The sequence below is a fragment of the Salmonella sp. SAL00672 genome (assembly GCF_046552175.1).
GTDB lineage: Bacteria > Pseudomonadota > Gammaproteobacteria > Enterobacterales > Enterobacteriaceae > Salmonella > Salmonella enterica.
The window spans coordinates 136979-150077 of record NZ_JBGDUQ010000004.1 but is presented as its reverse complement, the minus strand read 5'-3'; the positions used below and the strand labels follow the sequence as shown (position 1 = coordinate 150077).

At 56.8% G+C, this 13099-nt stretch carries 10 protein-coding genes; 6 read left to right on the top strand and 4 right to left on the bottom strand.

The genetic code is table 11. The annotated features are described in order from the left end of the window. Genes ACLJTG_RS13275 through araD form a run of 4 tightly spaced genes read left to right on the top strand, consistent with a single transcriptional unit; the run spans position 1 to position 3698 of the window. A complete protein-coding gene (locus ACLJTG_RS13275; RefSeq protein WP_023241059.1) occupies positions 1 to 1497 on the top strand; it encodes an FGGY-family carbohydrate kinase in 1497 nt (498 codons plus the stop codon). Further along, complete coding sequence (ulaD, locus tag ACLJTG_RS13270) at positions 1494 to 2156, top strand: 3-keto-L-gulonate-6-phosphate decarboxylase UlaD (protein WP_023241060.1); 663 nt, start codon at positions 1494 to 1496, stop codon at positions 2154 to 2156. Before ACLJTG_RS13275 ends, ulaD begins: the two co-directional genes overlap by 4 nt. Continuing rightward, positions 2149 to 3009: an L-ribulose-5-phosphate 3-epimerase gene (locus tag ACLJTG_RS13265; RefSeq protein WP_023241061.1), complete on the top strand. Its 861-nt coding sequence runs from the start codon at positions 2149 to 2151 to the stop codon at positions 3007 to 3009. Before ulaD ends, ACLJTG_RS13265 begins: the two co-directional genes overlap by 8 nt. Then, on the top strand, positions 3003 to 3698 hold the full coding sequence (araD, locus tag ACLJTG_RS13260) for an L-ribulose-5-phosphate 4-epimerase (protein WP_023241062.1): 696 nt from the start codon (positions 3003 to 3005) through the stop codon (positions 3696 to 3698). The genes ACLJTG_RS13265 and araD overlap by 7 nt, the downstream gene beginning before the upstream one ends. Before the next feature lie 161 nt (positions 3699 to 3859). Here araD and ACLJTG_RS13255 read toward each other — a convergent pair whose 3' ends face one another. Further along, the gene (locus ACLJTG_RS13255; RefSeq protein ID WP_023241063.1) at positions 3860 to 4675 is read right to left on the bottom strand and encodes a helix-turn-helix domain-containing protein; all 816 of its coding nucleotides are present in this window, start codon (positions 4673 to 4675) and stop codon (positions 3860 to 3862) included. 263 nt (positions 4676 to 4938) lie between these two features. Between ACLJTG_RS13255 and ACLJTG_RS13250 the strand changes: the two genes are divergently transcribed. Beyond that, positions 4939 to 6894 (top strand): glycoside hydrolase family 127 protein, encoded by a 1956-nt coding sequence (locus ACLJTG_RS13250; protein WP_079951221.1) that lies wholly within the window; start codon positions 4939 to 4941, stop codon positions 6892 to 6894. 117 nt (positions 6895 to 7011) lie between these two features. Here ACLJTG_RS13250 and aldB read toward each other — a convergent pair whose 3' ends face one another. Then, on the bottom strand, positions 7012 to 8550 hold the full coding sequence (gene aldB, locus ACLJTG_RS13245; RefSeq protein ID WP_000183988.1) for an aldehyde dehydrogenase AldB: 1539 nt from the start codon (positions 8548 to 8550) through the stop codon (positions 7012 to 7014). 168 nt (positions 8551 to 8718) lie between these two features. Between aldB and ACLJTG_RS13240 the strand changes: the two genes are divergently transcribed. Continuing rightward, complete coding sequence (locus ACLJTG_RS13240; RefSeq protein ID WP_079951220.1) at positions 8719 to 9600, top strand: ROK family protein; 882 nt, start codon at positions 8719 to 8721, stop codon at positions 9598 to 9600. A gap of 247 nt (positions 9601 to 9847) precedes the next feature. On the opposite strand, the gene selB is transcribed toward ACLJTG_RS13240, so the two are convergent. Together selB and selA are read right to left on the bottom strand one after the other, a co-directional pair. Further along, the gene (selB, locus tag ACLJTG_RS13235) at positions 9848 to 11698 is read right to left on the bottom strand and encodes a selenocysteine-specific translation elongation factor (RefSeq protein WP_079788021.1); all 1851 of its coding nucleotides are present in this window, start codon (positions 11696 to 11698) and stop codon (positions 9848 to 9850) included. Next, positions 11695 to 13086 carry an L-seryl-tRNA(Sec) selenium transferase gene (gene selA, locus ACLJTG_RS13230; protein ID WP_080247773.1) on the bottom strand — a complete coding sequence of 464 codons (1392 nt, stop codon included), beginning with the start codon at positions 13084 to 13086 and terminating at the stop codon, positions 11695 to 11697. Before selA ends, selB begins: the two co-directional genes overlap by 4 nt. Positions 13087 to 13099 lie beyond the last annotated feature (13 nt).

Below are 13099 nucleotides of genomic sequence, written 5' to 3'. Positions count from 1 at the left end.
ATGAGCAATTACTGGCTGGGGTTAGATTGTGGTGGGAGTTGGCTAAAAGCCGGGTTGTACGATGGCGCAGGCCGGGAAGTAGCGGTGCAACGCCTGCCGCTGCACGCTTTAAGCCCGCAGCCAGGCTGGGTTGAACGCGATATGACCGAACTGTGGCAACAGTGCGGCTCGGTCATCAGCAAACTGCTGGCGCACACGGGGGTGAGCGGCTCACAAATCCGCGGTCTGGGTATTTCCGCTCAGGGTAAGGGCCTGTTCCTGTTAGATAAAAGCGATCGGCCATTAGGTAAAGCGATACTCTCTTCCGACCGTCGCGCCATGGAAATTGTCCAGCGCTGGCAAAAAGAAGCGGTTCCGCAAAAACTCTACCCGCTGACCCGACAAACTCTATGGACCGGGCATCCGGTCTCCCTTTTACGCTGGGTAAAAGAGAATGAGCCGCAGCGCTACGCGCAGATAGGCTGCGTAATGATGACGCATGACTATCTGCGCTGGTGCTTAACCGGCGTGAAAGGCTGTGAGGAGAGCAACATCTCCGAGTCCAACCTCTACAACATGGCGACGGGCCAGTACGACCCGCGTCTGACCGAGTGGCTGGGCATCAGTGAAATCGACAGCGCGCTGCCCCCCGTGGTGGGTTCAGCCGAAATATGCGGGGAGATCACCGCTCAGGCAGCCGCCATCACCGGTCTGGCGGCGGGTACCCCCGTCGTCGGCGGCCTGTTTGACGTGGTTTCCACCGCCCTTTGCGCCGGTATTGAGGATGAATCAACGCTCAATGCGGTGATGGGCACCTGGGCCGTCACCAGCGGCATCGCTCACGGTCTGCGCGACCATGAGGCCCACCCTTACGTCTATGGCCGCTACGTCAATGACGGGCAGTATATCGTTCACGAAGCCAGCCCGACCTCCTCCGGCAACCTTGAATGGTTTACCGCCCAGTGGGGCGACCTCTCTTTTGACGAGATCAATCAGGCGGTCGCCAGCCTGCCGAAAGCCGGTAGCGACCTTTTTTTTCTGCCGTTTCTCTACGGCAGCAATGCCGGACTGGAGATGACCTGCGGCTTTTACGGCATGCAGGCGCTGCACACCCGCGCCCACCTGCTGCAGGCGATTTATGAAGGCGTGGTCTTCAGCCATATGACCCACCTCAACCGCATGCGTGAACGCTTTACCGACGTTTGCGCCCTGCGCGTTACCGGCGGCCCGGCCCACTCCGACGTCTGGATGCAGATGCTGGCGGACGTCAGCGGTTTACGCATTGAGCTGCCGCAGGTGGAGGAGACCGGCTGCTTCGGCGCGGCGCTGGCTGCCCGCGTCGGCACCGGCGTATATCGCGATTTCCGCGAGGCCCAACGCGACCTGCAGCACCCGGTGCGCACGCTGCTGCCGGACATGACCGCGCACGCCCTCTACCAGCGCAAATACCGCCAATACCAGGATTTGATTGAAGCACTACAGGGCTATCACGCCCGTATTAAGGAGCACGCATTATGAGCCGACCATTACTGCAACTGGCGCTCGACCACACCAGTCTGGAAGCAGCCCAACGCGATGTCGCCCTGCTACAGGATCATGTCGATATCGTTGAGGCCGGAACCATCCTTTGTTTAACCGAAGGCCTTAGCGCGGTGAAAGCCCTGCGAGCGCAGTGCCCGGAAAAAATCATCGTCGCCGACTGGAAAGTGGCCGATGCCGGTGAAACCCTGGCGCAGCAGGCTTTTGGCGCTGGCGCTAACTGGATGACTATCATCTGCGCCGCGCCGCTCGCGACCGTCGAGAAAGGCCACGCCGTCGCGCAATCCTGCGGCGGTGAAATTCAAATGGAGCTGTTCGGCAACTGGACGCTGGACGACGCCCGAGATTGGTATCACGTCGGGGTTCGCCAGGCGATTTACCACCGCGGACGCGATGCGCAGGCCAGCGGGCAGCAGTGGGGCGAAGCGGACCTGGCGCGTATGAAGGCGTTGTCCGACATCGGCCTTGAACTATCGATTACCGGCGGCATTACCCCAGCGGATCTGCCGCTGTTCCGCGACATTAACGTTAAGGCATTTATCGCCGGACGTGCGCTGGCAGGTGCCGCCCATCCGGCGCAGGTCGCCGCCGAATTCCACGCCCAAATTGACGCCATTTGGGGAGAAAAGCATGCGTAATCATCCATTAGGTATTTACGAGAAAGCACTGGCGAAAGATCTCAGTTGGCCAGAGCGGCTGGTGCTGGCAAAAAGCTGCGGTTTTGATTTTGTTGAGATGTCGGTGGATGAAACCGACGAACGTCTCTCACGCCTGGAGTGGACCTCGGCCCAACGCGCTTCGCTGGTGAACGCGATGCTGGAAAGCGGCGTCGCCATCCCGTCGATGTGCCTCTCCGCCCATCGTCGATTCCCTTTTGGCAGCCGCGACGAAGCGGTACGCGAGCGGGCGCGTGAAATCATGACCAAAGCCATTCGCCTGGCGCGCGATCTCGGTATCCGCACCATTCAGCTAGCAGGTTACGACGTCTATTACGAAGAACACGACGAAGGCACCCAGCAACGTTTCGCCGAAGGGCTGGCGTGGGCGGTGGAACAGGCCGCAGCGGCGCAAGTGATGCTGGCGGTGGAGATCATGGATACCGCGTTTATGAACTCCATCAGCAAGTGGAAAAAGTGGGACGAGATGCTTTCGTCACCGTGGTTCACCGTTTATCCAGACGTCGGCAACCTCAGCGCCTGGGGGAACGACGTGACCGCCGAGCTGAAGCTGGGTATCGACCGTATCGCCGCTATCCACCTGAAAGACACGCTGCCGGTGACCGGTGACAGCCCCGGCCAGTTCCGCGACGTGCCGTTTGGCGAAGGATGCGTTGATTTTGTCGGCATCTTCAAAACGCTGCATGAGCTGAACTATCGCGGTTCATTTTTGATTGAGATGTGGACGGAGAAAGCCAGCGAGCCGGTGCTGGAAATTATCCAGGCCCGCCGCTGGATTGAATCACGGATGCAGGAAGGAGGTTTCACATGTTAGAGCAACTGAAAGCCGAGGTGCTGGCGGCCAACCTGGCGCTTCCGGCGCACGGGCTGGTCACCTTTACCTGGGGCAACGTCAGCGCGGTCGATGAGACGCGCAAACTGATGGTCATCAAGCCTTCCGGCGTTGAATATGAGGTGATGACCGCCGACGATATAGTGGTGGTAGAGATCGCCAGCGGTAAGGTCGTTGAAGGCCATAAAAAACCGTCGTCCGATACCGCGACCCATCTGGCGCTCTATCGCCGCTATCCGCAGATCGGTGGGATCGTGCATACCCATTCCCGCCATGCGACGATCTGGTCGCAGGCCGGGCTCGATCTGCCCGCCTGGGGCACCACCCACGCCGACTATTTCTATGGCGCGATCCCCTGTACCCGACTGATGACCGTTGAGGAGATTAACGGCGAGTACGAGTATCAGACCGGCGAGGTGATTATTAAAACCTTTGAAGAGCGCGGTCTGGATCCGGCGCAAATCCCGGCGGTATTGGTTCATTCGCACGGCCCGTTTGCCTGGGGTAAAAATGCCGCCGATGCCGTCCACAACGCCGTGGTGCTTGAGGAGTGCGCCTATATGGGGCTGTTCTCGCGCCAGCTGGCCCCGCAGTTGCCGGATATGCAACCGGAATTGCTCGATAAACACTATCTGCGTAAACACGGCGCGAATGCCTATTACGGGCAGTAATGCCGGCAGCCACAGCCTGTGTCAGATGGCGGCTGCGCCTTATCCGACCTACAAGATGTGCAATATCAATACGTTGTGATGAATTCTTGTAGGACCGATAAGCAAAGCGCCATCGGCGCATTCAGTTTGCAACCGCTTTGTCAGAGGGCCAAAGATTATACTCAAGAATTAACGTGTTCCTTACTGTAGCGCCGCTTCCAGGCGGTAGGCGTCAGGCCGGTGTGCTTGCGGAAGATCTGGCGAAAGTAACCAACGTCATTAAAACCGCACCGTTCCGCCACCTCTTTTAACGAACGCGCGTCGCTAATCATCAACTTTTCCGCCTCGCGCACCCGCTGGCGGTGGATGGCTTCCGTTAGCGTAAGGTGAAATACCCGCCGATAAACGCGTCCCAGATAATCCACATTGCAATGCAGTTCTTTCGCCAGAACCGAGCTGGAAAGCGGCAGGTGATAGTGCGTTCGAATCAACTGCTGCACTTTCCACGCCAGCGACACGCCAGCGGCCTCGGCGTTTTCATTCTGCCGGGCGTCAACGGTGAGCTGCTGCAAAATCAGCAGCACGATGAACTCCAGCGCCGGGCTGCGCTGGTGCTTTTCCTGCTCGTTCATAAACTGGCGAAAAAGCGCAATCAGCGCCTGCGGATCGGCAACCTGGGTATGCTGCGGCACGGAAAGATGCGTCAGCCAGCGCGGGTCGCTGTCCGGCGCTTTGACCTCAAAATGGAGCCAGTAAAATTTAAGATCGGCGGGAAACTCCTCAACGCCAATATGGCGGCGATGCGGCCAAAGCAACAGGCTTTCCCCGGCTTCGACACAGAAAACACATTCTTCTTCCTGAATTTTCAGGCAGCCTTTTTCCACAAATATAATTTCCCACGATTGCAGACGCCTGGCAGGATGACGCCCAATGCCGCGAGAAATAAATAATCCGCCGTTTTGGACTTTAATCGGTAATGTCATGGATAGTTCGAGCATTAATATGTCATTTCCCGCACATTCAGCACCGTATTTCATATTACCTTTTGATTATTAACTAAAAATAGTCATTTCACTCGATCCATCTCACATTTTTAAATACGGGTCGGAATCGTCATCTTTTTTTACTCTTTTATCGCCTTGTCGCTCACCGCTATCTGGGCAAAATGAATCAGGTCATAACGCGAAAATAAAAATTACTGCCATAAAATACCCCGTCAGCGAGGAATATCTATGACCTCTACAGCCTTAAGGAGCACGAAATGAACGTACTGGAAGTCGATCTGCATAAACTGACGGTCAGCGATCCGTTCCTCGGACAGTATCAACAACTGGTTCGCGATGTGGTTATTCCTTACCAGTGGGATGCGTTAAACGATCGTATTCCAGAGGCTGAACCCAGCCATGCCATTGAAAATTTCCGCATTGCCGCAGGCCAGCAGACGGGCGACTTTTACGGCATGGTCTTTCAGGACAGCGACGTGGCGAAATGGCTGGAAGCGGTTGCCTGGTCACTGTGCCAGAAGCCCGATCCAGCGCTTGAGAAAACCGCCGATGAGGTGATTGAACTGGTGGCCGCCGCGCAGTGTGACGATGGCTATCTCAATACGTACTTTACGGCAAAAGCCCCGCAAGAACGCTGGAGCAACCTGGCGGAGTGCCATGAGCTTTATTGCGCCGGGCATCTGATTGAAGCGGGCGTCGCCTTCTTTCAGGCCACCAGCAAGCGTCGGCTGCTGGACGTCGTTTGTCGCCTGGCCGATCATATCGACAGCACTTTCGGCCCTGGCGAAAATCAGCTGCACGGCTATCCGGGCCACCCGGAAATTGAGCTGGCGCTGATGCGTCTGTATGAGGTAACAGAGCAGCCGCGCTATATGACGCTGGCAAGCTACTTTATCGGGCAGCGCGGCACCCAACCGCACTTCTACGACGAAGAGTACGAAAAACGCGGCCAGACCTCGTACTGGCACACCTACGGCCCGGCGTGGATGGTCAAAGACAAAGCCTACAGCCAGGCGCATCTGCCAATTTCGCAGCAGCAGACGGCCATTGGCCACGCGGTACGTTTTGTCTATCTGATGACCGGCGTGGCGCATCTCGCTCGCCTGAGCAACGATGAAGGCAAACGCCAGGACTGCCTGCGCCTGTGGAAAAATATGGCGCAGCGTCAGCTGTATATCACCGGCGGGATTGGCTCGCAGAGCAGCGGCGAATCCTTTAGCAGCGATTACGATTTACCGAATGATTCGGTCTATGCGGAAAGTTGCGCTTCAATCGGCCTGATGATGTTCGCCCGCCGGATGCTGGAAATGGAAGCCGATAGCCAGTACGCCGACGTGATGGAGCGCGCGCTGTACAACACCGTCCTCGGCGGTATGGCGCTCGATGGCAAGCATTTCTTCTACGTCAACCCGCTGGAAGTGCATCCAAGATCGTTAAAATTCAACCATATTTACGATCACGTTAAGCCCATCCGCCAGCGCTGGTTTGGCTGCGCCTGCTGCCCGCCGAACATCGCCCGCGTGCTCACCTCTCTCGGTCACTACATCTACACGCCGCGTGCGGATGCGCTGTATATCAATATGTACGTGGGTAACAGCCTGGAAGTACCCGTTGAAAATGGCGCGCTCAAACTGCGGATTGGCGGGAACTACCCGTGGCATGAGCAGGTGAAGATTGCCATCGACTCTGTGCAGCCGGTACGTCACACGCTGGCGCTACGCCTGCCGGACTGGTGCCCTGAGGCAAAAGTGACGCTCAACGGGCTGGAAGTGGAGCAGGATATTCGCAAAGGTTATCTGCATATCCGTCGGACCTGGCAGGAGGGCGATACGATAACCCTGACGCTGCCGATGCCGGTTCGCCGCGTGTATGGCAATCCGCTGGCGCGTCACGTCGCCGGTAAGGTCACCATTCAGCGCGGGCCGCTGGTCTATTGCCTTGAGCAGGCCGATAACGGCGAAGAACTGCATAATCTGTGGCTACCGAAAGAGAGTGAGTTCCGGGTCTTTGAGGGCAAAGGGATTTTTGCGCATAAGATGCTGATTCAGGCTGAAGGCGAGAAGCAAAGCGCCCCAGATGCGCAGCATCAGGCGTTGTGGCACTACGATAACGCGCCGTCATCGCGCCAGCCGCAGACGCTAACGTTCATTCCGTGGTTTAGCTGGGCCAACCGTGGCGAGGGAGAAATGCGGATTTGGGTTAACGAGCGGTAATACTGTGCCGGATGGCGGCTGCGCCTTATCCGGCCTACAAGATTTGCAATATCAGTATATTGCGATGAATTTTTGTAGGCCCGATAAGCGCAGCGCCATCGGGCATTACCCCTCGCGTCAGAACAGCCCCAGCGGCTTATCAGAATAACTCACCAGCAGGCACTTGGTTTGCTGGTAGTGTTCCAGCATCATCTTATGCGTTTCGCGCCCGATGCCCGACTGTTTATAGCCGCCAAACGCCGCATGTGCCGGATAGGCGTGATAGCAGTTGGTCCACACGCGCCCGGCCTGAATGCCGCGCCCCATCTTATAGGCCAGATTGCCGTTGCGGCTCCAGACGCCAGCGCCCAGGCCGTATTGGGTATCGTTAGCGATTTCCAGCGCCTCCTCCATGGTTTTAAAGGTGGTTACCGCCAGCACCGGGCCAAAGATCTCCTCCTGAAAGACGCGCATATTGTTCTTACCAAACAGGATAGTAGGCTCAAGGTAATAGCCCTCTTTAAGTTCGCCATCCAGCTCCTTGCGTCGCCCACCGGTCAGAATATCGGCCCCCTCTTTTTTACCGATATCGATATAATTGAGGATAGTCTCAAGCTGGCCGTGGGAGACCTGCGCCCCCATCTGTGTACCGCTATCTAGCGGGTTCCCGCTGCGAATGCTCTCTACCCGGCGAATAGCGCGTTCCATAAAGCGCTCATAGATGGACTCCTGGACCAGCGCACGGCTTGGACAGGTACACACCTCGCCCTGGTTAAAGGCAAACAGGGCAAATCCCTCCAGCGCTTTATCAAAGAACGCATCTTCCTCATCCATCACGTCGGCGAAGAAGATATTTGGCGACTTGCCGCCTAACTCCAGCGTCACTGGAATAATATTCTGCGTGGCGTACTGCATGATCTGTTGACCCACTTCCGTCGAACCGGTAAACGCCACCTTCGCGATACGTTTCGAGGTCGCCAGATATTCACCGATCTCGCCGCCCGCGCCGTTCACGACGTTGACGACGCCCGGCGGTAACAGATCGCCAATGACTTCCATTAACAGCAGAACGGAAAGCGGCGTCAGGCGTGCCGGTTTAAGCACCACGCAGTTACCCGCCGCCAGCGCTGGCGCCATTTTCCAGCTTGCCATCAACAACGGAAAGTTCCACGGGATTATCTGCCCCACGACGCCAAGCGGTTCGTGAAAATGGTAGGCCACGGTTTCGCTATCAACTTCGCTAATCCCGCCCTCCTGCGCACGTATACAGGAGGCGAAATAGCGGAAATGATCGATCGCCAGCGGTACGTCGGCGGCGCTGGTTTCACGAATCGGTTTACCGTTATCCCAGGTTTCCGCTGTCGCCAACAGTTCGAGGTTTTGTTCCATCCGATCGGCGATCTTAAACAAGATAGCGGCACGGTCTTGTACTGACGTATGCGCCCACTTATCTTTCGCCTTATGCGCGGCGTCGAGCGCTAAATCGATATCTTTTTTACCGGAGGAAGCGACTTCACATAGCGGCTGGCCGGTCACTGGCGTCAGGTTTTGATAATATTCGCCGTCGGCGGGCGCAACCCAGTCACCACCAATAAAATTGTCATAGCGGGCTTTTAACTTCAGTGGGTACCCGTATTCACCTGGCTGAATACGTGTTGAAGGGGGATTGTTCGTCATGACCAACTCCTTATTGTAAAGGTACTCCACAAGGGTAGACGGTGCTGGTGAATTTTTCGCCAATGATTTCCCGCTTTACGACAGCAATCACGAATTACTTTCCTTTACGTTTCTCCGTCTGGTTTTAGCCATACTAAACAGGTGCCTGTTTAACGTACGGAGAACACTATGCAGCAATATATCGGTATTGATGTGGGAGGAACTCACGTCAAATATGGCGTGATTAACAGTGACGGCGAAGAATTAACCCATCATCAATTCGATACGCCAGAGGACGCCTCCACGTTTACCCGCAAATGGCAGGATGTGGTGGCGCGTTGCCAACAGGACTATGACATTGCGGCAATCGGGGTTAGTTTCCCCGGCCATATTAATCCCCATAACGGTCATGCGGCAAAAGCGGGCGCGCTGGCTTACCTGGATGACGTCAACCTGATGGAGTTGTTCAGCGGGCTGACCGATCTGCCGCTGGTCGTGGAGAACGACGCGAACTGCGCGGCGCTGGGCGAAATGTGGCGAGGTGCCGGGCAGCATTATGACAATCTGGTCTGTATCACCATTGGAACCGGCATTGGCGGCGGTATTATCGTCGGACGAGAACTGTATCGCGGCGCGCATTTTCACGCCGGTGAATTCGGCGTCATGCCGGTCGGGAACAATGGCGAAAGTATGCATAAAATCGCGTCAACCAGCGGATTAATGGCGTCGTGCCGCCAGGCGCTGGCGCTGCCTGCCGAAGAGATGCCGCCTGCGGATGTGATCTTCGAACGAATGGCGACCGATGTTCATCTGCGTGAGGCGGTCAATGACTGGGCGCGTTATCTTTCACGCGGCGTTTACAGCGTGATCTCTATGTTTGATCCGGGCGTGGTGCTGATCGGCGGAGGAATAAGCGAACAGGAAAAGCTCTACCCGCTCCTGACGCGGCATCTTGAAACGTTTGAAATGTGGGAGGCGCTCCAGGTGCCGATTCAGCCCTGCCAACTGGGAAATCAGGCGGGCAGGCTGGGCGCCGTCTGGCTGGCGCAGCAAAAGCTCGACCGAGGCTAACGAGTTACGCCTTATCCGGCCTGCATCGTCTACGCAGGCCCGGTAAGCGTCCGCGCCACCGGGCAAAGGCGTTACATTCCCGCGCGATAAATTTCCACAATCTCGTCGTGAGTCGCCTGAATAAGGCGCAAAGAATATGGGTAAAATTATCCTGATAACAGGTTCACGCTGGCTATTTTAAGAAGCCAGAAAAATAAAAAGCAACGCAATAATTGTATTGCTTCATTTGTTATTTAATTTAACCATTTCATTCTTTTTGCGGAAATAATAACGCATCACGTAATAAATGATCATTCCCACGACGTCGTGTAAATCCAATCCGGTCAAAATATTCAAGGATCTGAATGGCCAGCTTCCGCCCTACATTCAGCCTGTCGCGAAAATCCGCCGCACAGGTTGATCCTCTCTCTTGATCCAGCTCGCGGATCATATTGGCGAAAGCGACAATCCGATCGTTACGATAGTACCGATCTTTTACGATCGCGGTAATGATGCCTTGCTGTGCCGCCTGCCGCAGCACCAGCCGCATCAATTGTTCTTCCGTTCCGGTCTCTTTCGCCAGATCGCGTACCCACCAGGGTTCATCGCCAAATAGCGGTTCGACTTTTTGCCAGACGGCCTGCTGCTCATCGCTAAATCCCGCTTTATGATCCGGCAGATGCAACCAACCGTGATGGCTATGAATCAGGCCGTCGTCGCGCATCCGCTCGATCAGCATCAGAACCAGCGCTTCATCCTCCATCGGCAGGGCCATGCGGCGTAAACGCTCGCGTCCCGGCCCCGGTTCATCGCGGTGCTGTTCGTGGTAGGTCGCCAGCGTATCAAGAATCTTACGCTGCCAGCGGGCGGCGACGGGCGCGCTTAACAGATTGTCTCCGGCCTGGATAAAACCATGTTGCTCAATAAGCTGACGCATACCGAGAGGATTAAGCTGACGCGCCCAACCGAAATCCGGCAGGTTGACGGCGCCGCGTTCCAGATGAATGGCCAACGCCGCGCTATCGTCCTGCGCGTCGGCAAGCGTTGAAAGCCAGTGCAAATAATCTGGCTTACGTTTACCGCGACGCGGCGCCTTAAGCGTCACCACGCGTGCGCCGGCAAGGGTGGCGCGTGCGGAAATATCACGCAGCACCAGTCTGTCATTATCGGCCAGCCACAACGGCGTATCAAAGATCAGCTCGGCCAGCCCGCCTTCCAGCAAAGAGACGCGACCGGTCACATGGCTGGCAGCATGGTGAATATGTAGCGGTTGCCATTGGGAAAGCGGCGCATGAAGCGCCAGAGAAACGATCACCCGGGAAAAAGCCTCCCCCGCCGGCGCATCGGAAAGCAGCCAGTCGCCGCGGTTAAGCTGCTCCTTCTCCGCATCGCCCGCAATATTGAGCGCAATACGCTGCCCGGCATACGCATGGTCGGTGGGCTGATTTTGCGCGTGTAGACTTCGTACGCGCATCGGCGTATTAACGCCGGTCAACCATAGCGTATCGCCCACGTTTACCTCTCCGCTCAACGCCGTTCCGGTCACCACCAGTCCCGCCCCTTTCACCGTAAACGCACGGTCGATAGCCAGACGGAAGCGATGCTGCGCGGCGTGTAAACGTGCAGGAAGCTGCTGTAAATGAGCGCGAAGTTCTGCAATACCGCGTCCTTCATTGGCGGCGGTGACAAATAAAACGGTATCGGTGAAGCCATAGTTATCGAGCGCCGCCAGTACCTCTTCACGTACTTCACCGATACGCGCCTCGTCCACGCGATCGGCTTTGGTCAGCGCGACGGTGAGCTGGAGATTACCCGTCAGTTGTAGGATCTGTAAATGCTCGCGCGTTTGCGCCATGACGCCGTCATCACAGGCGACCACCAGCAAAGCGTGATCGATACCGCCTACGCCCGCCAGCATGTTAGAGAGGAATTTTTCATGTCCAGGCACATCGATAAAGCCCAGCACACGACCATCCGGCTGCGGCCAATAGGCGTAGCCCAGATCGATAGTCATCCCGCGTTTTTTCTCTTCCGGCAGGCGATCGGCATTGACCCCGGTAATCGCCTGGAGCAACGTCGTTTTACCGTGGTCTACGTGTCCGGCAGTTGCAATAATCATTTCAGCATCATCTCCATAAACCGGCTTTCGTCTTCAAGACAGCGCATATCCAGCCATAAACGGCCATCATAAATTCGGCCAATGACCGGTACAGGCAGCATGCGCCAGCGGGCCGCCAGCGCCTCCAGCCGACTACCGCGCCCGTCGTGCGGGGTAAAGGTCATGGCGGCGCTGGGAAGGCGGTCTACTGGTAATGAACCGCTGCCGATTTGCGACAGGCAGGGTTTAACCTCCAGCGCAAATTCATCGCCGTAACGTGCCACCAGCCGCGCCTGTAACCGCTGCGCTTGTTCGCGAATCGACGCTTCGCTGCGGGTTAACAGACGCAGCGTGGGTAATTTCTCCGCCAACGCTTCCGGGTGCAGATACAGACGTAACGTTGCCTCCAGCGCTGCCAGCGTCATTTTATCCGCACGCAGGGCGCGTTTCAGCGGATGGCTTTGCAGTTGGGCAATCATCGCTTTTTTGCCGACGATGATCCCGGCCTGCGGCCCGCCCAACAACTTATCGCCGGAGAAGCTTACCAGGCTGACGCCTGCGGCAATGAGCTGCTGCGGCATCGGCTCTTTGGGTAAGCCATATTGGCTTAAATCCACCAGCGAACCGCTGCCCAGATCCGCCACCACCGGAATATCCAGCTCTCGCCCGATTTCCGCCAGTTCCGCTTCCTCTACCGTTTTGGTAAAGCCCTCAATGCTGTAATTACTGGTATGCACCTTCATCAACAGCCCGGTATTTTCATTTACCGCCTGACGGTAATCTTTCGCGTGCGTCCGGTTGGTGGTGCCCACTTCATGCAGCGTACAGCCCGCCTGGCGCATAACATCCGGAATACGAAACGCGCCGCCGATTTCGACCAGCTCGCCACGCGAAACCACCACCTCTTTGCCGCTGGCTGTCGCCGCCAGCATCAGCAATACCGCCGCCGCATTGTTATTGACGATACAGGCGTCCTCCGCCCCGGTGATACGGCATAACAGCGTCGCCAGTGCCCGGTCGCGATGCCCCCGCCCGGCGCCATCCAAATCGTATTCCAGCGTCACCGGCGCGCGCATCGCCTGCGTTACCGCCTCAATCGCTTCTTGCGCCTGCAATGCGCGGCCAAGGTTGGTGTGCAGCACCGTCCCCGTCAGGTTAATCACCGGGCGCAGCGCGCTTTGCGCCGCATTTTCCAGCCGGAGTTTCGCCTCTTGCGCCCAGTCTGCGTACCAGTCGGGAAGCGTTTGCGTATTCCGGATGACGTCGCGCGCGTCGTCAAGCATCCGCCTAAGCAGATCAACCACCTGGGTATGACCATACCGATCGCGCAGAGAAAGAAAAGCGCTATCGTGCAATAAGCGATCGATAGCAGGAAGCTGGCTGTAGAGTGTACGCGTTTCGCTTGTCATGAAAATGCCTGGC